Source organism: Nitrospirillum amazonense, from assembly GCF_007828045.1.
In the GTDB taxonomy this organism is placed as follows: domain Bacteria; phylum Pseudomonadota; class Alphaproteobacteria; order Azospirillales; family Azospirillaceae; genus Nitrospirillum; species Nitrospirillum amazonense_C.
In genome coordinates, this window is record NZ_VITN01000015.1 from 16,263 (window position 1) to 41,372 (window position 25,110).

General features: G+C 67.1%; 18 protein-coding genes and 1 pseudogene. 7 read left to right on the forward strand and 12 right to left on the reverse strand.

Annotated features, from left to right (window positions below; genetic code table 11):
- Positions 1 to 60: 60 nt before the first annotated feature.
- The 6 genes from FBZ89_RS20670 to FBZ89_RS20700 form a co-directional block, all read right to left on the reverse strand.
- Positions 61 to 330: an NHLP leader peptide family RiPP precursor gene (locus tag FBZ89_RS20670; RefSeq protein WP_145751775.1), complete on the reverse strand. Its 270-nt coding sequence runs from the start codon at positions 328 to 330 to the stop codon at positions 61 to 63.
- A gap of 599 nt (positions 331 to 929) precedes the next feature.
- On the reverse strand, positions 930 to 1,871 hold the full coding sequence (locus FBZ89_RS20680; RefSeq protein ID WP_145751776.1) for an aldo/keto reductase: 942 nt from the start codon (positions 1,869 to 1,871) through the stop codon (positions 930 to 932).
- Between the two features lie 2 nt (positions 1,872 to 1,873).
- Positions 1,874 to 3,355, reverse strand: coding sequence for an efflux transporter outer membrane subunit (locus FBZ89_RS20685; RefSeq protein WP_211115292.1), 1,482 nt, complete (start codon positions 3,353 to 3,355; stop codon positions 1,874 to 1,876).
- 16 nt (positions 3,356 to 3,371) lie between these two features.
- Positions 3,372 to 4,859, reverse strand: coding sequence for an MFS transporter (locus tag FBZ89_RS20690; RefSeq protein ID WP_145751777.1), 1,488 nt, complete (start codon positions 4,857 to 4,859; stop codon positions 3,372 to 3,374).
- The gene (locus FBZ89_RS20695; RefSeq protein WP_145751778.1) at positions 4,856 to 5,983 is read right to left on the reverse strand and encodes an HlyD family secretion protein; all 1,128 of its coding nucleotides are present in this window, start codon (positions 5,981 to 5,983) and stop codon (positions 4,856 to 4,858) included. The genes FBZ89_RS20690 and FBZ89_RS20695 overlap by 4 nt, the downstream gene beginning before the upstream one ends.
- Positions 5,984 to 6,054: 71 nt before the next feature.
- A complete protein-coding gene (locus FBZ89_RS20700) occupies positions 6,055 to 6,414 on the reverse strand; it encodes a hypothetical protein (protein ID WP_145751779.1) in 360 nt (119 codons plus the stop codon).
- A 56-nt stretch (positions 6,415 to 6,470) separates the two neighbouring features.
- On the opposite strand from FBZ89_RS20700, the gene FBZ89_RS20705 reads away from it, so the two are divergent.
- The 3 genes from FBZ89_RS20705 to FBZ89_RS20715 all read left to right on the forward strand — a co-directional run bounded on the left by FBZ89_RS20705 (position 6,471) and on the right by FBZ89_RS20715 (position 8,920).
- Entirely contained in the window at positions 6,471 to 7,187 is a 717-nt protein-coding gene (locus tag FBZ89_RS20705) for a TetR/AcrR family transcriptional regulator (RefSeq protein WP_246172418.1), read from the forward strand.
- Positions 7,178 to 7,702, forward strand: coding sequence for a G/U mismatch-specific DNA glycosylase (mug, locus tag FBZ89_RS20710; protein WP_211115294.1), 525 nt, complete (start codon positions 7,178 to 7,180; stop codon positions 7,700 to 7,702). The genes FBZ89_RS20705 and mug overlap by 10 nt, the downstream gene beginning before the upstream one ends.
- Before the next feature lie 324 nt (positions 7,703 to 8,026).
- On the forward strand, positions 8,027 to 8,920 hold the full coding sequence (locus tag FBZ89_RS20715) for a LysR family transcriptional regulator (RefSeq protein ID WP_186457479.1): 894 nt from the start codon (positions 8,027 to 8,029) through the stop codon (positions 8,918 to 8,920).
- Positions 8,921 to 8,977: 57 nt separating this feature from the next.
- On the opposite strand, the gene FBZ89_RS20720 is transcribed toward FBZ89_RS20715, so the two are convergent.
- The gene (locus FBZ89_RS20720; RefSeq protein WP_145751781.1) at positions 8,978 to 11,341 is read right to left on the reverse strand and encodes a TonB-dependent receptor; all 2,364 of its coding nucleotides are present in this window, start codon (positions 11,339 to 11,341) and stop codon (positions 8,978 to 8,980) included.
- Positions 11,342 to 11,689: 348 nt separating this feature from the next.
- Here FBZ89_RS20720 and FBZ89_RS20725 point away from each other — a divergent pair, with 348 nt between their 5' ends.
- Genes FBZ89_RS20725 through aptA form a run of 3 tightly spaced genes read left to right on the forward strand, consistent with a single transcriptional unit; the run spans position 11,690 to position 14,734 of the window.
- On the forward strand, positions 11,690 to 11,935 hold the full coding sequence (locus FBZ89_RS20725; protein WP_145751782.1) for a hypothetical protein: 246 nt from the start codon (positions 11,690 to 11,692) through the stop codon (positions 11,933 to 11,935).
- Positions 11,932 to 13,398 carry a sodium:solute symporter family protein gene (locus tag FBZ89_RS20730; protein ID WP_145751783.1) on the forward strand — a complete coding sequence of 489 codons (1,467 nt, stop codon included), beginning with the start codon at positions 11,932 to 11,934 and terminating at the stop codon, positions 13,396 to 13,398. The genes FBZ89_RS20725 and FBZ89_RS20730 overlap by 4 nt, the downstream gene beginning before the upstream one ends.
- Entirely contained in the window at positions 13,391 to 14,734 is a 1,344-nt protein-coding gene (aptA, locus tag FBZ89_RS20735; RefSeq protein ID WP_211115295.1) for an omega-aminotransferase AptA, read from the forward strand. The genes FBZ89_RS20730 and aptA overlap by 8 nt, the downstream gene beginning before the upstream one ends.
- 69 nt (positions 14,735 to 14,803) lie before the next feature.
- On the opposite strand, the gene FBZ89_RS20740 is transcribed toward aptA, so the two are convergent.
- Positions 14,804 to 15,685, reverse strand: coding sequence for a LysR family transcriptional regulator (locus tag FBZ89_RS20740; protein ID WP_145751784.1), 882 nt, complete (start codon positions 15,683 to 15,685; stop codon positions 14,804 to 14,806).
- Positions 15,686 to 15,882: 197 nt separating this feature from the next.
- On the opposite strand from FBZ89_RS20740, the gene FBZ89_RS20745 reads away from it, so the two are divergent.
- Positions 15,883 to 17,307 (forward strand): amidase, encoded by a 1,425-nt coding sequence (locus tag FBZ89_RS20745; protein ID WP_145751785.1) that lies wholly within the window; start codon positions 15,883 to 15,885, stop codon positions 17,305 to 17,307.
- An 88-nt stretch (positions 17,308 to 17,395) separates the two neighbouring features.
- On the opposite strand, the gene FBZ89_RS20750 is transcribed toward FBZ89_RS20745, so the two are convergent.
- The 4 genes and pseudogenes from FBZ89_RS20750 to FBZ89_RS20765 form a co-directional block, all read right to left on the reverse strand.
- Complete coding sequence (locus tag FBZ89_RS20750; RefSeq protein WP_145751787.1) at positions 17,396 to 19,078, reverse strand: tannase/feruloyl esterase family alpha/beta hydrolase; 1,683 nt, start codon at positions 19,076 to 19,078, stop codon at positions 17,396 to 17,398.
- Positions 19,075 to 20,502 (reverse strand): annotated as a pseudogene (locus tag FBZ89_RS32005) (MFS transporter). The gene FBZ89_RS20750 and the pseudogene FBZ89_RS32005 overlap by 4 nt, the downstream one beginning before the upstream one ends.
- Positions 20,499 to 22,595 carry an acetoacetate--CoA ligase gene (locus FBZ89_RS20760; protein WP_211115296.1) on the reverse strand — a complete coding sequence of 699 codons (2,097 nt, stop codon included), beginning with the start codon at positions 22,593 to 22,595 and terminating at the stop codon, positions 20,499 to 20,501. Before FBZ89_RS20760 ends, FBZ89_RS32005 begins: the two are co-directional and overlap by 4 nt.
- A 100-nt stretch (positions 22,596 to 22,695) precedes the next feature.
- Positions 22,696 to 25,005, reverse strand: coding sequence for a TonB-dependent receptor (locus FBZ89_RS20765; RefSeq protein ID WP_186457480.1), 2,310 nt, complete (start codon positions 25,003 to 25,005; stop codon positions 22,696 to 22,698).
- Positions 25,006 to 25,110 lie beyond the last annotated feature (105 nt).

Genomic DNA, 25,110 nt, shown 5'->3' on the forward strand with positions numbered 1-25,110 from the left:
GCGCCGCGCCCAACACGCCCCAGGCCAACACCGTGCCCAGGGAGCCACCCGCGCGCGGCGTCAGAGACTGAGTTCGCAGTACCAGCACCAGCCGCCGGAAGCGCCATCCAACTCCTCGTCCGACAAGTCGGTCGGACGGGCGGGAAGCACCAGAGTGTAGCTAGCCTCGGTGTTCTCCACGACCGACAGGCGGATTCCCGCAGGAACGTCGACCCCTTCCGCCGCCAGCACCGCTGCCGGATCAGCCAGCAGCCGCACCTTGAAATCCTCGTCCGCCCAGGCCTTGGCAATGACCCGGCCCGCCGCCTTCGCCTTCTTTTCGTTCGTCACGTCCACCCCCCTCGAGATTGGTCAAAGTGATTGCAAACATGCCGGAAGAAATGTGGAACCTGCGGTCAGGCATACGGTGGTTGATGTTCAGCTGCCGCGTGTCCTGTTCGCCGATCTCGCGTGACAGTAATTACGGGCCGAGAACCTGTCTGTAGAACAAACGCGCCACAGCGGTAATCGCCCTTTCCTGGCGCCCCCTCCCATGACCATCGGTCCCGAATACTGGGCTGCTGTCATACGTTTACATCTTGCGAATTATCGGCTCTGGCCATCATAAGCGGCACGCGCTGACCGGATGGTGTCCATGCGCGATAGTACCCACGTCGCCAAAGCGCGCACGGGTTCCAGCACCCCGCGACCGAGCGGCGTCATTGAATACCGGCCCGCGACCCGGTGCGACTGTCACCGTATGACCGTTCCGAACGAACAAACAGGGAGAAAGGTCGCCGCTCGCGTCACGGTAGGCAATGCCTGTCCGGCAGGAAAAGTCCGCCCCCTCCCCTTTCGGCCCCCGCCGCCGACACCGGCTGGCGGTTTGACGGAACCTGGATGAAAAAGGGCGGACAGGCTGAAGGCCACGGACATGGCGTGCCGCCACCTCATCCCGCACGGGGAATGAAGCCGGGCACGCCGGTTTCCACCACCGCGTTGAAACGAACATTCATGGCGATGCCCTGCCGGATTTCCCGCATCGCCTCTTCAGGCAGGGCGGAGATTTCGAAGTTCTCCCGGATATGATCGGGGTTGGTGGACGTGGTCAGCAGCGCCGTGCCTCGCTGCACCGCCCACGCCAGCGCCACCTGCGCCGGCGTCCGCCCCAGACGCCGCGCGACACCCACCAACACGGCGTCCTCCAGCACCCGGGGCTGCATGGCGTGTCCCAGGGGCGCGAAAGCCTGCAGGACGATGCCGTGCTCCTGGCAGAAGGCGAGCAGATCCCATTCCTGGAGATAGGGGTGGGATTCCACCTGGACCATGGCGGGCTTGATCCGGGCGATGGCCACGATCTCCCGCAGCCTATCCAGCGTTATGTCCGACAGGCCGATGGCACGGCAGCGCCCCTCCTCCACCAGGCGCTCCATCGCCCGCCAGGTATCGGCCAACGTCACGTCGGTGTCGTAGAGCACCCGCCCCTGCCCATCCCGCGGGTCCTGGTCCTCACCCGGCTGGAAGGCGAAGGGGGTGTGGATGATGTAGCAATCGACGCTATCCACGCCCAGCCGCCGGCAGCTCGCCTCGAAGGCGGGACGGACCCGTTCCGGACGGTGGTTGGTGTTCCACAGCTTGGTCGTCAGGAAGATATCTTCCCGGCGCACCATGCCCGCATCGACGGCGTCCCGCATGGCCTCGCCCACCGCCGCTTCGTTGCGATAACGTTCCGCGCAATCGAAATGCCGGAATCCCACTTCCAGGGCCGCCCTGGTCGCCCGCCGGGTGGCGGCGGGATCGGGGATCAAGGTGCCAAAGCCCACGGCGGGGATGGCGCCCGCCCCATGGGCGGAGGGCAGCGTGGTGCGCGCGAACATGTCATTGGTCGTCATGGTCATATCCCTTTCCGGGCGATGGTGATGCGTGCGGAAGCGCCGGACGCGTTGCCGCCCAGCGCGATGAAAAACTGCACCGTGTCCAGATAGCGGGCCGTCTTGGCCTGGATCTGGCCCAGCAACGCCCGCTGATAGGCCCGTTCGGCATCCAGCACCTGCAGGACACCCGTCTCGCCCACGCGATAGCCGTCGCGATTCAGGCGCAGGCTGCTCGCGGCGGCGGCCAGGGCCCGCTCCTGCGCCGCGTAGGCATCCGCGTCGTGGCTGATGGCCTGCAGCACGTCGGCCACCTGGCCCAGCGACCGGACCACCGTCCGCTGGTAGGCGGCGCGCGCCGCCCTGTAGCCGTCGATCGCCCCCTGTCGATTGGCCTCGAGCGTGCCGCCATGGAAGACCGGGCCGGTCAGGCCCGCGGCCACACTCCAGAGCGAACCGCCGGCCTGGAACAGGGACGCCGGGTCGGCCCCCGCCTGGATGAGGGATCCGGACAGGGTCAGGTGGGGGTAGAGGTCGGCGGTGGCCACGCCGACCGCCGCGCTGGCGGCATGCAATTCGGCTTCGGCCTCCAGGATGTCGGGCCGGTCATGCGCCATCTCCGACGGCAGGCTCAGCGGCAGTTCCGGCGGCAGGGTGAAGTCGGCCAGGTCAAAATCCGGTACCACCTGGTCGGCCGGCCCCTGTCCAGCCAGAATGGCCAGTGCATGCCGCGCCGCCTCGCGCCGCTGCGCCAGGGGCGGCAGCAGGGTCTGGTCCTGCGCCAACTGGGTCTCCGCCAACGCGACATCGGCTTGGCCAACGCCACCCTGGCCATGGGCCACGCGCAGGAGGGCGAGAGTGCGCTCATCATCGGCCAATATCGTCCGGACGGCGTCAATCTGCGCCCGCGCGGATGCCAGCAGCACGGCCTGGGTCGCGACCTCACCGGTCAGGGTCAGATAGGCGGCGTCAAAACGATGCCGCTCCGCATCGGCCAGTGCCCCCTGCCGCTCGACCAGCCGCTTGGTCCCGCCGAACAGGTCAAGGTCGAAGCTCACATTGGGACCAAGCGCATAGAAGCTGGAGGTCGCCGGCGTTGGCGCCCCCGACCGTCCTCGGCCGATCTGGCCACCAGCGTCCACCTGAGGAAAGAGGGCGCCACCCGCGGCCTGGACGGCCTCCGACGCCTGGTCGATGCGCGCGTCGGCGATCCTGAGATCGAAGTTGCCGCCGATTGCTCGCCGCATCGCCAGGCTGAGCGCCGGTGAACGGAACGCAGACCACCAGTCGCCGGCCATCCTGCCGCCTGCCGTCACACGCTGGGCAGCGCCGGCCTGGGCCAAACCATCCTCCGCTGCCAGGTCATAGTGCGCCGAGGGCGGATCGGCCGGTGGCGTGAAGTCTGGACCGACGGTGCAGGCGGGTAGCAGGACCAGCGAGAGGGCCGCCGCAATCTCCCGCCCAAGAAGCCATCGACGCGGAACGGACACATGAGACGTCATCATTTCACGATCTCCTCGACTATCGGTCGCTTGGGCGCGGCGCGCGCAGGAACAGGGCGAGCGGGGCCGCCGCCAGCATCACGAGCATCAGGATCTTGAACTGGCCGATGATGGCGACGGTGGCGGCCTGGCCGGTGACCACCTCGTTGATCAGGGCCAAGGCCGGCCCGGAGGCCGACGCCACGCTATGGGCGGCGGCGCGATAGGGGGTGAGATTCCGGGCCAACGCCAGATGCATGGCCTGGGTGTTGCCGTAGAAGAAGATCTGGACCACGGCGATGCCGATGGTGCTGCCGTACAGGCGGGACAGGTTGAACAGGACCGCCCCTTCCGGATGGGCCGTCCGGTCCAGCGTGCTGAACGCCACCCGGCCCAAGGCCGGCAACAGCAGGCCGAGGCCCGCCCCCTGCAGCGCGCCCGCCAGGACCACCGGCCGCCAGTCCATGGCCGGGGAATAGCCCAGCATGCGCCAGTTGGCGTACACGACCAGCGCGGTGCCGGCGACCACCAGGGCGCGGCTGTCGATGCGCGCCGGCACCCAGCCTGCCAGGATCAGCACCCCCACCAGCGCCACGCCACGCGGCACGGCCATATAGCCGGTGGTGTCGACCGGGTAGGCGAACAGGTCCTCCAGCATGGGCGAGGTCAGCGCCAGGGTCGGCAGCAGGACGAAACCGGCGGCGAAGGCGATGAGGGTCGACAGGACGAAATTACGGTCCCGGAACAGCGCTTTGTCCAGAAAATGCGCCCCGGCCGTCAGGATGTGGACGATGAAAAGAGAGAACCCCAGCATGGCGGCCGCAGCCTCCGCCCAAATCTCAGGCGAGGCGAACCACTCAAGACGCTCCCCCCGATCCAGCAGCAGTTGCAGGCCGACGATGCCCAGCGAAAAGGTCGCCAGGCCGAAGAAGTCGAAGGGCGGGCTTTGCGGCGCCCTTTTCCCCGGCAGCCACAGCGCCATCGCCAGGAACACGAAGCCCGCCAGCGGCAGGCTGGCATGGAAGATCGACGGCCAGCCGTGATACTCGCTGAGCCAGCCGCCGATGGGTGGCCCGCTGCTGATGCCGAACAGCCCGCATGCCGTGCTGGCCAATCCAATGCGGGCATGGCGCGCCGGCGGCGCCAAGTCGAGCAGGATCGCCAGCGCCCGCGCCCCCAGCGGTCCGCTGGCCGCCCCCTGAAGGATGCGGGCCAGGATGAGCTGGCCGCTGGTGCCGGCCCGCGCGTCAAGCACAAGGCCAAGGCTGAAGAGGACAAGCGACCCCAGCAGGACCGCCTTGCGTCCGAAGCGGCCGGCCAGCCATCGTGTCAGCGGTAAGGTGACCAGGCTAGCGGTCACGTAGGCGGTGAATATCCAGCCGATCTCGTCATCCGCCATCGACAGGGTCCCCTGCATGTGCGGCAGGGCGGCGTTGGGGATCGAGATGTTGACGCCCTGCATGTAGATCGCCAAGAGGGCCGCGACCATGAGCACACGCTGGCCGCCGGAGGGGGGCGTCGGGGTCATCTTGCCGCCCCCATCGCCAGGGCGGGCCAGAAGGCAGGAAGCCAGCGGCGGCGGTGTCCGGTGTCGATCCGCGCGGTGACGCTGATGCCGGAGTAGGCCGGCCAATCCGGCGCCGCCCCGTCGAGTTCGATGCGCACCGGCAGGCGTTGGACAACCTTGACCCAGTTCCCGGTCGCATTCTCTGGCGGCAGGACCGCGAAGTCCGACCCCGTGCCGGGACTCATGCTGACGACATGCGCCTTGAGGGCACCGTCAGGGAAGGCGTCGATGCGGATGGTGGCCGCTTGGCCCGGCCTCATGTGCGTGAGGTCGGTTTCCCGGAAATTGGCTTCGATCCAGACCTGCCGGCTGGACAGCAGCGAGAACACGGGCGCACCGGGTGTGACGAAATCGCCGACCTGTAGCTCGTCGACCTTGGTCACGATGCCATCATCCGGCGCCGTCACGGTCGCGTAGGAAAGGTCGAGCCGGGCGCGGTCAAGGTCCGCCCGGGCCGCGCGCACCGAGGGATGGCGGTCGACCGCCGCATCCGGATCGCCATTCAGCGCGGCCACGGTGTTGGCGATCTGCTGCCCAATCGACGCGATACGCTGGCGCGCGACCTTGAGATCCGTCTCGGCCCGCTCATAGGCGGCGCGCGAGGCGAAGTCGGCGGCCATCAACGCCTTCTTGCGGGCGTACTCCCGTTCGTCGAAGTCGGCGGAATCCCTGGCGGATTGAAGTTCAACCAATTGCTGACGGTAGGTGGCCTTGAGGGCCGTGATCTGGAGACGCGCGCCGTCCAGCCGCGCCTCCGCCTGGTCGATGGCGATGCGGTAGGGCTGGGGATCGATACGGAACAGCACCTGGCCCTTGGTGACATGTTGGTTGTCCGTGACGGCGATCTCTACTGCCTGCCCACCCACCCGGGCGTTGACCGATTCCTTCGCCATGCGGACGAAGGCGTCATCGGTGGAAACATAGGGTTCGTCGGCGACGTGGCGGGCCGCGCCCAGGATGGCCATCACCACCGGGAACGCCAGCAGCAGAGGAAGACGCAGCTTTTCCTTCAGCGTTTTCTGGGGACTTACGGTTGAGCCGCCGGGCGAGCGGAGATCAAGCGGTCTTTCGATTTGCGCGTCCATCACATGACCTCTGGTTCGAAGGGTGCCGGCAGCCGCACCCCGGCTTTCCGGGGCGCGGGCCGAGGCACGGGTCAATTCGGCGCCAGGCGAGCCTGGGTCAGGGCGCCGTCCAGGTTGGCCTCGCAGCGGCTGTAACCGCTGCTACCAGGGGCCAACCCCACCTCGGCGCAGGCCGAGACGGCGCCTGGCGGGCTGTGGCGCTCCGCCGGCTGGGCGGTGGCCAGAGCCCGGTTCAGGGTGCTGACGCAGGCGGCGTAGTCGGTATCGTTGACCGTCAGGCCCAGGGTCTGCTGGCAGACGTGCCGGATGGCGGCGGCATCGCTGTCCGTGACCGGTGTCGCCCAAGCGGACGGAGCGGCGAGGGTCGCGGCGCCCACCAGGGCGGCGGCGATGGTGGCCTTGATCGACGTAGGCAAAGTCCGGGTGTTCATGGCCTTTACTCCATGGTTGGGAGGGGTGGGTTTCCAAGAAGCGGAATTTGAAGGCGGTGCCCATCGCGAGGCCGGCGCCGCCCTTGTGTTTTGTACTGATCAGTATATATATTGAGAATGAAGCCCCCCGTCAAAGGATTTTATGCGAGATGGTACAAATATCGAATGACGACGAACCCAAGCGTCGCGGCCGGCCCCGTGCCTATGATCCGCAGGCGGCCCTCCTGCGGGCGATGGATGCGTTCTGGAAAAGCGGCTATTCCGGCACGTCGCTGGACGACCTCTCCGCCGCGACCGGCATGAACCGGCCCAGCCTCTACGCGGCGTTCGGCGACAAGCGCTCGCTCTACCTCAAGGCGCTCGCGCATTACTGGCAGGTCGCGCTCGGTGCCATGCACGCCGACTTGGCCGAAAACCGCCCCTTGGCGGACTCGCTGATGCGGGCCTATGAGGGGGCGCTGGCCATCTATTTTTCCGGGGAAGACCGGGCGCGCGGTTGCTTCGTGGTCAGCACCGCGGTGACGGAGGCCGTGGAGGACGCCGAGATCCGAGAGGGCCTGATGACGGGATTCCTGGCCTTCGACGCCGATTTCGAGGCGCGTTTCCGCGCCGCGCAGAGGAACGGTGAGTTGCGGGACGATGCGGATCCCGCAGCGCTTGCCGTGATCGCGACGGGGGTGATGCATACCATCGCCATCCGCGCCCGCTCCGGCGCCACCCGGGCCGCATTGGAAGAGTTGGCGCGCAAGGCGGTCCGCGCCTTATGCGGATGAGCGGGCTCCAGGCGCTGCCGGACATTCTCGCCAACCACCTGGACGTTGTCTTCTGCGGCATCAATCCCGGCCTGACCGCCGCCGCCACGGGACACCACTTCGCCGGACGGGGGAACCGCTTCTGGCGCGTGCTGCACCGGGCCGGCTTCACGCCGCGGGAAATCCGGCCCGAGGAGGGCCAGACGATCCTGCGTTATCGCTGTGGCCTGACGACTGTGGTCGAGCGGCCGACGGCGCGGGCGGACGAGGTGTCCGCGTGGGAATTTGCCGACGCGGCCGCGCGGTTCGAACAAAAAATCGCGGCTCACGCCCCCCGCCACGTCGCCTTTCTCGGAAAGGCCGCCTATTCCGCGTTGTCGAGGCAAAAAGGGATCGCCTGGGGCCGCCAGCCAACCAGCATCGGCGGCGCCGCGACATGGATATTGCCCAATCCCAGTGGCCGGAACCGAGCCTACACCCTGGACCAGTTGGTAAACGCCTACCGTTCCTTGCATCAGGCGCTGATAGGGGAATAGTCGGCCACCGCCGTAACGCCGAGAGGCTGTACGGAAGCTGACCGCCAAGCTGGGCGAGACGCTGGCCGCGCATTACTATATCGGCCCCGGGGGCCGGACGCGGCTAGATTTGGCTGTCGCCGCCGATGTCATGCCGCCTGAAGCCGCTTGACTTCCCCGGGCCGAAGCCGACATCGTCAGGGTTAACACCTGTGGGCAGGCAGGCCGAAGACAGGCTTGATGCCTGAATCCGCAAGGAAAAACAGGGAACAGGGGCCACGTGTGTTCCTAGTTGAACGCCCGGGTGCCCTGGTGAAGGCAGGTGGGGCAAGGCTGGGCGGCGGCATGCGTTTGAAGGCGCTGGAGGTTTTTGTCGAGTTGGGCGAGGCGGAATCTTTCCGTCAGTTGGCCCGTGCGCACGGGGTGAAGGCCAGCGCCATCAGCCGCCAGATCGAGGCGCTGGAATACCATTTCCGCACGGAGCTTTTCGACCGCAACGCCGAAGGGATCACGCTGACCGAGTCCGGCCGGCTGCTGCTGGGGTATGCACGCACCATCCTGGCCAACGTGCGCGAGGCGCGCGCCGCAACGGACGAACTGCGGGGGCTGGAGCGCGGCAACGTGACCATCTATGCCGCCGGCGCCCCGGCGGCCGGCATCCTGGCGCGCGTGGTGGCGGATCTGCACATCCAGTACCCAGGCCTGCTTTTCCACATCGAGACGGCGAGCGCCAGCAACGTGTTCGATGCGGTGGAAAGCGGCAAGGCCGACCTGGGCCTGACCATGTTCTCGCCCGAAACCAGCAAGGTCGAAATCCGCCTGAGCAGCTATGTCGAACACAAGATCATCGTGGCGCCCGGCCACCCGCTGGCCGGGGAGGAGCGGGTGTCGCTGCGCCAGCTGGCCAGCGTGCCGCTGGTGCTGGCCGGGGCCAGCCACGGGTCGCGCATGCGGCTGAACCAGATGGCGCGCGAAGCCCACGTGCTGCTGGAACCGGTTTTCGAGAGCAGTTCCGTCGAGGTCCACAAGGAACTGGCCTTACGCAAGGTGGCGGCCCTGGTGCTACCCGTGATGTGCTGCCAGCGCGAGATTGAGACGGGACAGCTGATCGCGCTGCCCTTTGAGGAGCGCGACGCGATGATCACCACGGTGGACCTTTGCTGTGCCCGCGGCCGGCGCCTGTCCTTCGCCGCGCGCAAGCTGTCCGCCGCCATCGGCCACGCGCTGGAGGGCGCCTGACGCGGGCTTGCCGGAGACCAAGGAAGGGGCCGGATGCGCCGCCGGCCCCGGCCCCGGTCAGTAGGTGATCGAGAAGCGCACACCCCAGGTGGCGGGCTCGCCGGCCAGCGCGATGTTGTTGCCCGCGACGAAGAAGTTGCGGGTCACGTCATAACGCTTGTCGAAGATGTTCTTCCCGAAAAGCTTCAGGCTCCAGCGGTCGTCCTTGGGCGCCAGGGTCACACTGGCATCGACCAGCGTGTAGCCGGCCACGTCGTAGAGCGAACCGAAGATGGAGTTGTAGGTGCTGCGGCTTGAATAGGACATGTCCGTCGTCAGCCCGTAGTCACCCAGGTTCCAGAGATAGGAAACCGACCCGTTCGAGGTGAACTTGGGGGCGAACTCGGTCTCGCCGGCCCGGTTGGTCGGCACGCCGACATAGAGCCCGCCCACCTTCACCGCGGTGCCGATGGTGGAGAACTCGTCGAACGAGCCCTTGGCCAGGGCCAGCGATTCATTGATGCGCAGGTTCTTGATCGGCTCCCAGATGAAGTCGGCCTCGCCACCGTACAGGTGGGACTTCGGCGCGTTGATGATGGAACCGACCAGGCCCGTCAGCGGGTTGACCACCGCCGACTGCACCTGCTGGTCGCGATAATCATAATAGAAGGCCGAAATATTGAAGCGCAGGTGATATTCCGGCACCGCCAGCTTGTTGCCGATCTCATAGGCAAAGATCGTTTCCGGCTTGAAGGGCGTGGTGGAGGTCTGGGCGACGTTCGAGTTGTAGGCGGTGAAGCCGCCCGACTTGATGCCCCGGCTGAACGAGACATAGGCCATGTCGTCGTCGGTGAAGCGGTACTGGAGTTCCGCCTTGCCCGACGGTTCCAGGAAATCGGTGTCGCGATAGGGCACGAAGTTGCCGGGGTTGGTGACGACGCCGTTATCGACGTAATAGGCGCCGAAGTCGCGCAGTTCGCGCTTCTCATATTCCAGGCGCAGGCCGCCGGTCAGACTGAGCTTGTCGGTCAGGTCGTAGGTCACCTGGCCAAAGGCGCTGCCCGTGTTCACCGTCTGGCCGTAGGTGACGTTGCGGTCAAAGCCGTTCAGTTCGTAATAGCCGGTGGCGTAGCGGTCGTGCAGGACCTGGTTGGCGTAATACAGGCCCGTCACCCAGTGCCAGTCCTGGTCCCCGGTCGAGGTGAGGCGCAGCTCATTGGCGGCCACGTTGGCGCGGGTATCGAAATAGACGTCGCCCGTGCTGCGGGGCGAGCCGTCGAAATTGTCGTACTCCTGCCGCGTGGCGTGGTCGAAGCTGGCCAGGTCGGTCAGGGTGGCGAACTCAAAGTCCCAATCCGCCCGCACGCTGGTGCCAACCGTATCGATGTGGGAGAAGGGCTTGGTGGTGGGCGAGATGCCGATTTCCGAAGCGAACTGCGGCGTCGTGCCCCATCCCGTGGCGTCCCGTGCGGTATCGGCCGGGTAGACCGGATACTGGCTGGGGTATTTGGTGTTGAGCGCCGTCAGCGGGGAGAGGAGATAGGTACCCGCCGCGTCGGAGCGATCGCGGCTCCAGTGGAAGTTCAGGCCCACACGCAGGTTGGAACCGCTGTCGTAATCCAGCAACGCGCGCAACGCCTGCCTGTCCGCGTCGCCCAGCGCCTCGCCGGTGTCGCGGTTATGCTGCCAGGCGCCCCCTTCCTGCACCTGTCCCGCCACGCGGAAGGCGAGCTTGTTGTTCAACGGGCCGGAGACGAAGGCATCCGACGTGACAGCGTCGAAGCTGCCGTACTGGACCGCGACGCCGGCCGTCATCTCCTTGGTCGGCTTGTTCATGATGTAGTTGATGGCGCCGCCCGTGGTGTTGCGGCCGTAGAGCGTGCCCTGGGGCCCGCGCAGCACCTCGACGCGCGACACGTCGAACATGGCACCGTTGCTGGCGAAGGGGACGGGGTAGGCCACCTCATCGACATAGATGCCCACCGCCGGCGCATTGTTGCTGGCATAGTCGTTGAAGCCCACGCCGCGGATCTGGTAGGCGGGCTGGCCGCTGCCGAACTGGGGCGTCACCTGCAGCGACGGCGTCAGGTATTGCAGGTCGTAAACGTTCTGGACATTGCGATCGACGAGGTCACTGCCCGTCACGACGTCGATCGAGGTGCCCACCCGCTGGGCGTTCTCCAGGCGGCGGTTGGCCGTCACCAGGATGGTCTGGACGTCGATTTCCTCCAGCCCGGCCCCCTTGTCGGCGGCCTGCTCCGCCGCCGGCGCCTGGTCGGCCGCCCGGGCGACATTGCCCGCCAGGGCCAGCAGCAGCGCCAGCGCCGTGCCGGTGCGCAGCGCCGCCCGGTTCAATCCCCCGCTTCTTCCTTTGCCGGGCACGCCGCCGCGGAAGTCATCGCGCCCCGGATGGGCGCCCTTATCAAGGACAAGCCTGCTCATTTATCATCCCCAAACATGAATGGTCACAGGGGGGCTTCCCCTCTCTCAACCAGGGCGCTCCGCTGTTTCCTTGCGGTTTATGCGCCGTACCTACCTGTTCGCATTCATGCTGCTGCAACGCACAATCCGGCGAAAGCACTTTAAGGCGGTCACCCTGTCGCATTTTCCGGGGCACGCCCTGCGGCGGTAACCCCCTGCAATGCCGGCCGATTTGCGCGACACCCTGTCCCGCAGGAGGTGCTAGGCGGCGGCGGGCGGGCGCGGCATCCTTCGAGCATGGGCCGGCCTCCCTTCGCGGGTGCCCGCGTGGAGGTCGCCCCCAGAACCACAAGCTGGAAGGAGCCCCGCATGGCGGAAAAACGGACAGAGGATGGGCTGGGCAGGGATATGCCGCGTTCGGGTTTGGCGGTGTTGGCGCTGGGCCTGCCGGTCACCCTGCTCTTCGGGTTGACGCTGTGGGCGCCCTTCGCCTCGGTCACGTTCCTGGGCATCCGGGGTTCGATCTGGTGCCTGTTCGCCTGCGCGCCGGCGACCAGCCTGTGCCTTCTGGCCTGCAACCGTCTTTCCGGCACCCAGGGGAAGGGGACGCCATGATCCCCGCCTTCGTCACGATCATCGCCGCCTCCGTGCTGCTGGCGCTGTTTTCCAAGCGCGGGCACACCCACCAGGGCGCCAAGGAGTTCTTCACCGCCTCCGGCCAGTTCGGCGCCGTCCTGTTCTTTTTCCTGTCGGTGGGGGAAACGTACAGCGTGACCAGCATGCTGGGCTTCCCCGGCGGGGTCTATGCCAAGGGCGGCGACTTCATCACCTGGTTCTTCGGCTACATCCTGCTGGCGGCCCCGGTGCTGTATTGCGTGGGGCCGGTCATCTGGCGGGCCGGTGTCCTCTACGGCGCCGCCACCATCCCCGATTTCTTCCGCAGCCATTTCGACAGCCGCGCCCTGGAACTGGTGATGGCCGGCTCCGCCATCCTGCTGCTGGTGCCGGTGGGAACCACGCAGTTCATGGGGCTGAAGATCGTGCTGGCCTCGCTGGGCCTGCCGGTGGCGCCAGTGGTGCTGCTGGCGCTGGCGGGGGGCATGGCCTTCCTCTACGTGGTCATCGCCGGGCTGCGCGCCTCCGCCTTCGTCGCCATCCTGAAGGACGTGCTGATGCTGTCGGCGATCCTGCTGGTCAGCGGCGTGGCCATCGCGCGCTGGCACATCGACGGCGGGCACATCGACGGCGGGCAGGCCGGCGGCGCGGCGGCACTGACAGTGTCCGCCCCGGCCGGCAGCGACCATAGGGGCCTCGTCTTCGCCCTGTCGACCATAGTGCTGCAGGCGGCGGGCTTCGCCATGATCCCGCAGACCTGGGCCTTCCTGTTCTCCGCCCGCGACCCCGGCGCCATCCGCAGGGCGCAGGTGGTTTCGCCACTGTACCTGCTGCTTTTTCCCCTGCTGATGTGCGTGGCCTACTTCGCCCGGTTCCACGGCCTGCGACCACCGCAGCCGGACTTCGTGTTCATCACCACCGCCCAGGCCCTGCTGCCGGAATGGATGGTGGGCGTGGTGCTGGCCACGATCACACTTTCGGGCCTGGTGCTGCTCAGCAGCGTGTGCCTGGCCATCAGCCCCCTGGTTACCCGCAACATCGTCTCCGGCCTGAACGAGGCCGGCCAGCGGCGCTGGGCCAAGGTCGTCACCGCGCTCTACATCCTGCTGTCCATCATCGGCACCGAGGTGTCGGGCAAGTTCATCGTCACCCTCAACAACATCTTCTATTTCGGCATCGCCCAGTCGCTGCCCGCCTTCTTCGCCGCGCTGTTCCTGCCGCGCGTCAGCGCCAGCGCGGTGATCGTGGGCATGGCGGCGGGCTACGCCACCGCCTTCTGGATTTACCTGGCCGCCATCGACGTGGGCGGCCTGAACGCCGGGCTGGTGGGGCTGGTGCTCAATACCGCCGTCATGCTCACCGCCGCGGCCCTGCACCCGCGCCAGCAGGCCGCCACCCTGCTGACGCGCCTGCGCGCGGCCCCTTCCCTTCCTTCACATGACCAGGATCCTGAAAATGCTTGAAGATGTCGCCGGCCGCCCGCCGCTGCGGAGCAACGAGGCCGACCTGTCCTCCTTCTGGATGCCGTTCACCAACAACCGCTTTTTCAAGAAGAACCCGCGCCTGCTGGCCAGCGCCAGCGGCATGACCTACCGCACACCCGATGGGGCGGAGATCCTGGACGGCACGGCGGGCCTGTGGTGCGTCAACGCCGGCCACGCCCGGGCGGAGATCGTGGAGGCCATCGCCCGGCAGGCCGCCACGCTCGACTTCGCCCCCACGTTCCAGCTGGCCCATCCGCAGGCCTTCGAACTGGCCAGCCGGCTGTCGGCCATCATGCCGGCCAGGCTGGACCGCATCTTCTTCACCAATTCCGGTTCGGAGTCCGCCGACACCTCGCTCAAGATCGCATTGGCCTATCACCTGGCCCGGGGCCAAGGCGGCCGCAACCGGCTCATCGGCCGGGCGCGCGGGTACCACGGCACCAATTTCGGCGGCATGGCGGTGGGCGGCATCGGCGGCAACCGCAAGGGGTTTCAGACACAGCTGCCAGGGGTGGACCATCTTTCCCACACGTATCGTCCGGCGGACGCCTTCACCCGCGGCCAGCCGGCCGGCGGCGCCGCGATGGCCGACGAGTTGGAGGCACTGATCGCCCTGCACGGGGCACACACCATCGCGGCGGTCATCGTGGAGCCGGTGGCCGGTTCCACCGGCGTGCTGGTGCCGCCGGCGGGCTACCTGGAACGCCTGCGCGAGATCACGCGCGCCCACGGCATCCTGCTGATCTTCGACGAGGTCATCACCGGCTTCGGCCGGGTCGGGGCGGCCACGGCGTCCGAACGGTTCGGGGTCACGCCGGACCTGCTCAACATGGCCAAGGGCATCACCAACGGCACCGTGCCGATGGGCGCGGTCGCCGTCTCGCGCGACGTGCACGACACCATCGTGAACAGCGCCGAGCCGGGCATCGAGCTTTTCCACGGCTATACCTACTCGGCCCATCCTGTGGCCACGGCCGCGGCGCTGGCCACGCTGGAGATCTATGAGCGTGACGGGCTGTTCGCCCACGCCCGGGCGCTGGAAGACCATTGGGAAACGGCCGCCCATTCCCTGCGGGGGACGCCCCATGTGATCGACGTACGCAATTTCGGCCTCATGGCCGGCATCGAGCTGGCACCCCGCCCCGGCGCCCCCGGCGCGCGGGCGATGGAGGTGTTCCACCGCTGCTTCGATGAGGGGGTCCTGGTGCGTGTGACGGGCGACATCATTGCGCTGTCACCGCCGCTGATCGTCACGCCGGCGCAGATCGCCCGCATCTTCGAGCAGATCGGCAAGGTCCTGGCCGACGTCGCCTGACACCGCAGGGTCCCGCTGGTTCCGGCGGCCGAGCGCCGCCGGAACCAGCGATTCAGAACCGCGGGCGATTCAGAACTGCGGGCGATAGCGTTCGATCAGCTCGTCCAGGAACTCCACCACCGCACGCACCCGTGGCTGGTGCTGGTGGTCGACGTGGAACACCAGCCAGTAGCTGCGCTTCACCTCCACCTCCGGCAGCACCCGCACTAGGCGCGCGTCGGCCTCGGCCGCGAAGGCGTGCAGCAGGCCCAACCCCAGCCCCGCGGCCACCGCCCCCTGCTGCGCGGAAATGGACGTGGACCGGAACACCGGCCGGGCATCGGGGATCACCTCGTTGAGGTAGAGCAGCTCGGGATCGTCGATCTTCTCGTCCATGTACCAGACGAAAGGATGGCGGCGCAGCTCCGCCCGGCTGGTGACGGGGCCGTGCTCGGCCAGGTAGTCCGCCGACGAATAGAGGCACAGGCGGAAATCCACCAGCCGCCGCGCAAAAACGCGCCCCTTGGGCGGGCGGTTGAGCACGATGGCGATGTCGGCCTCATGATTGGCCAGGCTGACCTGCCGCGGCTCGGGCGCGAGGTCCAGCCGCAGGTCCGGATAGCGCCGGTGGAACTCCGCGACATGGGGGGCCACGATGGCCATGCCGAAGGCCTCCGGGGTGGCAATGCGCACCACGCCCGACGGTGCCGCCCCCCGGGGCCCCAGACGCGCCACCGCCGCCTCCATCTCGCTTTCCATGCGCTCGGCATGGGGCAGCAGCAGGCGCCCCGCCTCCGTCAATGTCACACCGCGCGGTGAACGGTCGAACAGCCGCACGTCCAGCGCCGCCTCCAGCGCGCCGAGCCGGCGGGCGATGGTCGTATGGTCCACGCCGACCGCCTTGCCGGCCGCGACCAGGCGCCCGCTGCGGGCCACGGCCAGAAATAAGTGCACGTCGTCCCAGTCCGGCATAGGCAAATTCGCCCAACAGTTTCTCGATAATGCGCATTTTTCCACATATGCCCGGTCTTTATCCTATCCTCAAGTCGAAAGCCGCCACCGGCCCCCGGGCGGGGCGGTGATCGACCAGAGTTTCGTCATCCCCACCTTGGCGTTGAGGCCCCTTCCCGTCCCCACCGTCCCTCCGGCCAACTGAAAGAGACAGCCTGATGACCAACCTCGCCGACCTGACCGCGACCGCCCTGTCCGACGCCTTCGCCGCGGGCGCGCTTTCCCCGGTGGAGGTAATGGAAGCCGTTCTCGACCGGGTGGACAGGCTGGAGCCGCTGCTGCACGCGACCTACGCCCTGGACGGCGACGGCGCGCTGGCGGCCGCGCGGCTTTCGGAGGAGCGGTGGCGGAAGGGGGCGGCGCTGGGCCCGCTGGACGGCCTGCCGGTGACGCTCAAGGAGCTGATCGCCACGCGCGGGGTGCCCAAGCCCATGGGGACCGCCGCTGTGGAGCTTACCCCCCAACCGGAGGACGCGCCCATCACGGCCCGCCTGCGTGAGGCCGGGGCGATCGCCTTCACCAAGACCACCGTGCCTGATTACGGCATGCTTTCCTCCGGCCTTTCCAGCTTTCATCCGCTGACCCGCAACCCCTGGGACCTGTCACGCAACCCCGGCGGGTCCAGCGCCGGGGCGGGCGCCGCGGCGGCGGCGGGTTACGGCCCCCTGCATGTCGGCACGGATATCGGCGGCTCGGTGCGGCTGCCGGCGGGCTGGTGCGGCGTCTTCGGGTTCAAGCCCAACAACGGCCGCATTCCCATCGACCCGCCCTACATGGGCCGTTCCGCCGGCCCCATGACGCGCACGGTGGACGACGCCGCGCTGCTGATGACGGTGATCTCCCGCCCCGACGCGCGCGACTTCATGAGCCTGCCGCCCGCCGACCTGCCGTGGCGCGACTTGGCGGGCGATGTCCGGGGCCTGCGCTTCGGCCTGATGCTGGACGCCGGGTGCGGTTCCCCCACCGAGCCGGAAGTGGCCGAAGCCGTGACCGCGGCGGCCCGCCTGTTCGAGCAGGCCGGGGCGGTGGTGGAGCCGATGACGCCCTTCGTCACACCGGAGATGTTTGACGGCTTCGACCATTTCTTCCGCATGCGCTTCTGGGCCGAGACGAAGGATTTGCCCCAGGACCGCTACCGGAAGATCCTGCCCTATATCCGGGCCTGGGTGGAACCGGCCGCGGCCTATGACGCGATGACCGTCTACAGCGGCTTCAGCGGCCTGATGGCCATCCGGGAACAGGGCGTACGGGCCAGCCAAGCCTATGACTACATCCTCTCGCCCGTGGCGCCCATGCCGGCCTTCGCGGCCGAGTTGCCCAGCCCCAACAACGACCCCGCGCGGCCCTTCGACCACATCGGCTTTACCATGCCCTACAACATGACCGAGCAGCCCGCCAGCTCGATCAACTGCGGTTACACATCGGGGGGCCTGCCCATCGGCCTGCAGATCGTGGGGCGGCGCTTCGATGACATGGGCGTGCTGCGCGTCTCCCGCTGGTTCGAGGAAGCTCGAGGGCCCCAGCGCCCCTGGAGCGAATTGGCGGAATTATTGGAAGGTTCTTCGCAGGGGCGTGGGTCGTGAGGACGGCGGCCGTCGCCTGAACGCCGAAGCGGACGGGGCGGACCTCAGTGCCCCGGGACCAGGCCCCGAGTATAAGAGGCCCGTCGCGTCAATGTTGGGCCCCCTTGTCGCCTTCCGAGTGGTTCGGCGTGGACGAGCAAACGAAACTTTCCGCGGCATTGGTCGAACCGCGTCCATCATACGACGCCTTTTGCGGATACGCGCACAGCGGCCGTTGAAGCTGGATCGTCCTCGGGTCGCCCATCGCGAACTTCGTGGCGATCACCCGGTCGGGCGCGCGTCTTCCGTTGGCCCAGTCGATCAATGAGGCGAAGAGGTCGTCCCCCGGACCGCCGATGGGTGGCTGCGGCGTCCCGCCGAGCGCCGAGTTGAACGCGTCGGGACCGGGGCCGCCACCGCAGTGCATCAGCCCGGGCGCCAAAAAGAGCCTGGCAACATCCCGGGCCTGGTCCATGCCCCCCAGTTCACGCACCTGGCGGTCATAGAACGCGACCGACTGGCCCGGCGGCACCAGCGTGTCAGCCAGGCCATGATAGATGATCAGCTTGCCGCCGCGCGCCTTGAACGCACGCAGGCTTCCCCGGGTGGCGTCGTTGACGTCGCCGCCCAGGGCGCGGTCGATCGTGGGCATGTCGCGATCAAGATCGAAACCCCGCCAATCCCAATCGGTACCGAACACCCATTTGAACAGGCCGCCGAATTGCGGCTGGCCGTTGGCGGCGCTCTGCAGGAACGCCCAGCCGAAGCGGCCCTGAACCTCGCTGCCCGGCAGCCAGCCGAAAAAGACCGCGCGCCCGTCCGCGGTGGTCGGCCCACTGTAGAACGCGCGGGCAGTCGCGACCTCGGCCGGCGTCAGGCATTGGTCGGACTCCGCCCCCAGGCAGCCCAATTCCGCAGGGTCGAAGGGGCAGCTGAGGGGATCGGTGATGAAGGCGTCACCCTGCAGGCCGTAGCCGCGACGGTTGCAGCTTGCGACCGCGGCGTCGCTCAGCAATCGAAGCTTGCCATCCGACAGGTGACTGCCGGGTGTGCGATTGGCGGCGATGAAGTCCCACAGGACGGCGGCGTGGCCCCAGGTCCGATTGATGACGGGCGCGCCGACCAGGATGCCGTCATAGTCCGCGGGATAATAGAGCGCCTCGATCAGCCCCTGCTGCCCCCCGGTCGAACAGCCGGTGTAATAGGAGCGCGTGGCAGCCCGGCCGTAGTAGGCCTGGGCGATGGCCTTGCCGGTCACCGTCATGACGTGGGTGGACAGACGGCCCCAGTCCTTCCACTTGCGGGGATGACCGATAAGCGCATCGCCGTCCAGCGGCGTCGCGGGTGCCGTTCCCGTATCGGTCGTCGCCACGGCGTACCCGCGCCGCAGCCCGCCGACCATGCTGCCGTACCCGCCCTGAAGCACGCCGGCGAACCCCCCGTTGCCGTTGCCGTGGAAGACGCCGGCCCAGGTGCCGACCGGCAGCCAGACATCGACCCCGATATCGGAATCGGGGGCCGACCGCACATGGGCGATGACACGGCAGAAGGCCGGCAGGGTCGATGCGTCGCGGAGGCCCGGAGCGACCCCCGCACCTTTTTCGACCATCGCCGCGCTGTCGATGGTGGTGTCCTTGAGGCGCAGTTGGGTAAGCGCCTCGCAGCGGGCGGCATCGGCCGCTGGCGCCATCCCGGCCGCCGGTGACGGCGTGGCGAACGCGAAAGCCGCCATTGCCATGGCGAGCGGGGCGAAGAGCCTTGAGAAGTTAAGGGCCGAAACCTTCATGGTCATGAACCTCGCCTGGCGGAAGATGATTTAGCGTCCCGGGTCAAGAAATAGGTGCATGTCAGCGATATGAAGCACACGCCGAACAGGAAGATGGAGATCGGCAGGGTCGACGCGTACTTGGCGAATAGGGCGGTCGCGATGATCGGGGCGAACCCGCCGCCGATGACGGCGCCCAATTGGTAACCGAGCGAGGCGCCGGAATAGCGCACTTCCACGGGAAACAATTCGGCGAAAAGCGCCGCCTGCGGGCCGTACATCACGCTCAGGCACAGCAGTTCCACGGTGAGGGCCATCAGGACGGCCGGATAGGACAGCGTCTCCAGCAAGGGGAAGAAAGCGAAGGACCACAGCCCGGTCAGCGCCGCCCCGGCCATGAAAAGGGTTGATCGCCCCCACCGGTCCGACAGCGCCCCGAAGAACAGCACGCCGGGTACCATGACGACGCTCGCCGCCACCACGGACGCGAGCATCGCGCTTCGGGACAGGTGCAGGACCGAGTCACCATAAGACACGGCATAGGTGATCGCGGCGTAGAAGCATGTGTTCGAGGCGATGAAGGCCCCACCCGCCAGCACGATCTTCTTGGGATGGCGCCCCAGAACCTGAAGGACCGGTGACTTGCGCTTTTCATTCCGGGTGAAATCCTGCGTCCGGGCGGCCTGTTCGAACGCCACCGACTCCTCCAGCCTCGTCTGGATATAGAGGCCGACGAAAACCAGCGCGATGCTCAGGATGAAAGGCACGCGCCAAGCCCAGGTTTCGAACGCGTTCCGCGGGAAGGCCGCCACCACGAAGAAGAAGACGATGTTGGACAGAACCACGCCCAGCGGAACGCCCATCTGGACGAAGCTGCCGTAAAATCCTCCCCTGCCTGGGGGAGCGCTCTCGATCGCCATGAGCGCGGCGCCGCCCTATTGGCCGCCGACGGCGATGCCCTGGACGAAGCGCAAGGCCAGAAGCAGCAGCGGGCTGAGGGCGCCGACACTCGTATAGGTCGGCAGGAAGCCGATCGCGGTGGTGGCGAGGCCCATGGTCAGCAGTGCGACCAGCAAGGCCTTCTTGCGGCCGAACAGGTCCCCGAAATGGCCGAATACGATGCCGCCGAACGGCCGGGCGATAAAGCCCACGGCAAAGGTACTGAACGCCGCAAGCTGGGCCACCAGCGGCGGCAAGTCCGCCGCGAAGAAGATCTTCGGAAAGACCAGGGCGGCGGCCGTTCCGTAGACGAAGAAATCGTACCATTCGATGGTGGCGCCGGCACCGGCCGTCAACGCGACCTTGAAGAGCGAGGCCCCTTTGTTCGCCGCCCCTTTGTTCACCGCTGATGAATCCATCATTTTTTCTTTCCGGGCCGGCGCCCGCCTGTCAGCCACGGGCTGCGCGGCGGACGGTTGACGCAACGCTTTATCCACTTGCCGCGCGCTCATCCAATGTCACCCCTGGCTTTGCCGTCCGCAGTGCCCGACCGTTCCCGCCAGGCCTCGGCTTGCGCGATGTACCAGGGAATGACGCCGGGATTTTCGGTCACATTGGGATCAATGACCTTCGCCGCGGGCCAGCCCTGGAACAGACGCTTGACCGGCAACTCCTGCTTCTTGCCGGACAGGGTACGCGGAATCGCCGGTGCCGGAATGAACGCGTCGGGGATGAACCGGGGCGAGAGCGAGTCCCGGATGGCGGCGACCACGGCCGCCTCCAGTTCCCGACCCCAGACACGCCCGTCGCCAGGGACGACAAACATGAACAGCTTGCTGTCGCCGGCGCCGTCCTCGAGGTCAATCACCAGACTGTCCGCAATGGATCCCAGGCGTTCCACGGCGGCATAGATGTCGGCGGTACCCATCCGCAAGCCGTGCCGGTTGATCGTGGCGTCGCTCCGTCCGGCGATGACGCAGCTTCCGTCAGCCTCCACCGCCAGCCAATCGCCGTGCCGCCAGATGCCGTCCCACGCGTCGAAGTAGGTCGAGCGATAGCGGCTGCCGTCCTCGTCACCCCAGAAGAACAGCGGCATGCTGGGGAAGGGCCGTGTGCAGACGAGTTCGCCGACGCGGCCGCGCAGCGCATGTCCATCCTCATCCCAGGCCTCGACCGAGGCGCCCAGGTGGCGGCATTGAAGACGGCCGGGCGTTGGAGGCAATTCCCGGTTCCCCGACAGGAACGCGGCGGCGATGTCGGTCCCGCCGGAGATGTTGCACCACCAGATGTCGGGGGTACCCACGGCGTCGAACTGCGCGGTGCCCCAGTCCTGGACATCGGCCGTCAATGGGGAGCCGGTGCTGCCCAGCGCGCGGATGGCCTTCAGGTCACCGATCCCGTTCAAGGCCAGGCCTGCCCTGCGGCAACTGGCGAAGAACGCCGCCCCGGCACCGAACCAGGTCACACCGTGGCGCGCGGCGAACGCCCATAAGGGCTGCCATTCCGATTGCCCCCCGGCACCTTTCGGCGAACCGTCATAGAGGCAGATCGTCGTCCCGGTGAGGAGCCCCCCCACCTGGATGTTCCACATCACCCAGCCCGTGGCACTATACCAGTGGAACTTTTCGCCGACCGTGTTGAGCGAATAGCTGGGCCCCAGGTCCAGATGCATGTTGCCGACGCAGGCCGAAATGACGATGCCGCCATGCCCGTGCACGATCGCCTTGGGCAGGCCTGTCGTTCCGCTGGAATAGAGGATCCACAGCGGATGATCGAAAGGCAGCCATTCGGGCTCGAACGCCGCGACCCCTGCGTCATCCGCGGACTGGGCGCCGTCGAAGTCGATCGAGTCCGGTATGTGCGCCGCGCCATGCCCTGTCCGGATCGCGAACAGGGACTCGACAGTGGGCAGCCCGCGCCGGATCGCCTCGACGGTGGCGGAGCGATCCATGCGCCGGCCGCCATAAAAGACCCCGTCGATGGCGATGAGCGCCTTGGGCGCCGCCTGCCGCAATCGATCCAGCACCGCCGGCGTGCCCATATCGGGCGAGCACATCGTCCACACCGCGCCCAGGCTGGCACAGGCGAGCATGGAAACGACCGCCTCGGGGATATTGGGCAGGTAGGCCGCGACCACGTCGCCGCGCCCTATCCCCCCGCGGCGCAAGGCAAGGGCCAGCGACGCCGTGCGCCGCCGCAGCTGGCCCCAGGTCCATTCGATGGCCTGCCCGCTTTCCCCTTCCGCGATGATCGCCGGCTGCCCGGCGGCATCGGCCAGGCCGGCGTGGCGAAACACCTGCCGCGCATAATTCACCTGCACGCCCGCGAACCAGCGGGCGTCCGGCATCGCCCCGTCTATGATGACGGTCGGCGGCGTCGGGGATTCCAGCGCGTGATAGTCCCAGACGCTCAGCCAGAACGCGGCGAGATCGGATCGCGACCATTCCCACATCGCCGCGTAATCGGGAAACGTCAGGCCGCGTTCCCGATGCAGCCATTCCCGATACAGTCTTATCTGGGGGACGCTGTCGCCCGCCCCGCGATTTGTCATGTTGGACTTTCCTCGTAAATCGATAGCCAGCGCCGCCCCGGATCGCAGCGCCATGCCCGGTATGGGGGCCGCGATCGAGACCTGGATGCCGAGCGCCAGCCTACGCGGACCGCGCGGGACCCGAGCCTCGCGGCCCGCCCAGAACCGGTGCCGCTCAGAACCGGTGATAGAGCGTCGCCCCGTACATGCGCGGCATGCCGATGGACCCGGCGGTGTACGCCGTCGCACCGGGCCGGGTGGTCGCCTGGCTGATATAGCGGATGTCAAAAGCGTTGCGGACCCAACCAGTCAGCGACCAGGCCTTGTCGAAGGTGCCCAGACCAACCGACGCGTTGAACAGCCCGTACCCGTCCTGGGAGTCGAGCGGGTTGTTGTAGATGTCGAAATAGACCCTGCTTTGCCATTTGTAATCGGCGCGCGCGGTGACCTCCAGCGCGTTGGAAACCGGGAAGACGTACTCGCCGGACACGTTGAACTGCCATTTTGGCGCCTGGGTGAGCGTGTTGCCTTCCAAGTTCTTGGCGCCGGGCGGCAACGCCTGGCCATTGGTGGTCACCCCCACGCACGCGGCGGCGGTCGGCAGGGTCGGATACAGCGGATCGTTGTTGCAGAACTTCCCATATTCCGTATCGAGGCGCGTGACCGCCCCGGCCACCTTCAGCCCTTCGGCCAGGATGGCCTCGAATTCGAACTCGACGCCCTTGATCGTGGCGGCGGACGAGTTCTCGACCTTCGGGAACTGCACCCCCGTCTGCACGTTCGTGCGGAAGACGGTCTGCTGCAGGTTGGTGTAGTCGGCATAGAACGCGGTAAGGCCCATGCGCAATTTGTTGTCGAACAACTTGGCCTTGGTGCCGATTTCGTAGTTCCAGACATATTCCGGATTGAAGAAATTAACCGGCTGCGTAATGTCGCCCAGGGTGTTGAAGCCACCCGACTTGAATCCACGGGACACGCTGGCATAGACCAACGTGTTGTCTTGGGGCGTGTAGTCAAGCGCGAAGCGGGGCGTGAAAGCCTTCCAGATATCCTTGTCGGCGAGAAGATAGTGAAGCCCGCCCGACGTGGCATCCATCGCATAAGACTTGGAGTCGAGGGTATAGCGTCCGCCGGCAGTCGCACGAAGACTGTCGGTCAGGTTGTAGCGGAACTGCGCGTAGGCCGCATACGAGTCCAGCGTTTCGGCGGGAAGATAGACCAGCAGGTTCTTGACCGCCGCCGTGCTGAGGTACAGCGGCTCACTCGAATCCCCGTGCATGTAAAACAGGCCGGCGACCAGATCCGCCCGGCTGCCCACGTCCGTGGTCGAGGTAAGTTCCTGCGTCACCTGCTTCGCGTACAGGCCGATGAGATCGAACCGCGAGCTGGCCACGGGCGTCAGATCGACATCGAGGTTGGTCAGGTCGATATCGTGCTTGATGAAGCCCGTGGTCGAGGTAATCGACGTGTCCGGCCCGAGGTCCAGGTGGGCGGTCAGGGTGGCCCTGATGTCCTCCACGTCCCGTTGATTGGGTTCGTTGAAATAGAAGGTCAGGTCGTCAATGTTGTTGCGGGGATACGCATAACCCGGCACCTCGGTCGGCATGGGCCTGGCCGGATCAGCACGGCCCAGCAGAAGATTGAACGATGGGTCGCTGCGGTCGCGCGTGTAATCGACCAGCGCGCTGATGCTGAAGATTTCGGACGGCTTCACCAACACCTGGCCGCGCACCTCCGTGAGGTCGGCGTTGTCGTTGTGCCGGCCGAGATACGCGTTGTCCGTCCAGCCATCCGCACGGTCCCGCTGGAAGGAGACGCGGGTCAGAACCTTGTCGGACAGCGGCACGTTCACGAAGCCCTTGGCCCCGAAACGCGCGTAGTTGCCACCGGTGAGCGCCAGTTCGGCATCGGTCTGATCGGTCGGGGCCTTGCTGTTGACATTGATGGCGCCACCCGTCGCGTTGCGGCCCTGGATGGTGCCTTGCGGCCCGCGGAGGACCTCCACCCGTTCGATGTCGAGGAAGGACGGGTTCATCATGAAATGGTTGAGCAAAGGAACGCCGTCGAGCGAGACGGTCACACCCGACTGGCTGCCGATGTCCTGCCCGGCCTGGCCGATGCCGCGCATGGCGATGAACACGTTGGTGGAGCGCGTGCCGAACTGGAGGCTGGGCGCGAGCTGGACGAGGTCGCCCACCTCCTTCACGCCGGCCTTCTCCAGTGTTTCCCCCGAGACGGCGGTGATCGCTATCGGGATGTTCTGCAGGCCTTCGGCGCGCTTTTCGGCCGTCACGAGAATTTCTTCCAAGCCGAGGTCGCGCGAGGTGTCGGCCGGAGCGACCGAGGCGCCATTCTGTGACTGAACGGCGGCCCCCTGGGTCTGGGCCTGCGCCCACACCTGGCCCGTGGCCAGGCATCCACCGACCAGCGCCGTCGCCCCCAAACCCAGCGCGCGCGCACGACGGATCAGCCTCAAGCTGCTCATGTCCTCCCCCTCCCTTTTTATCCGATTGACGCCGGGGATCTCACGCCCCCGGTCGAGGCGGATCTTCGCATTTGCCGGACGAGAGGCAATGACACGGGTGACGCC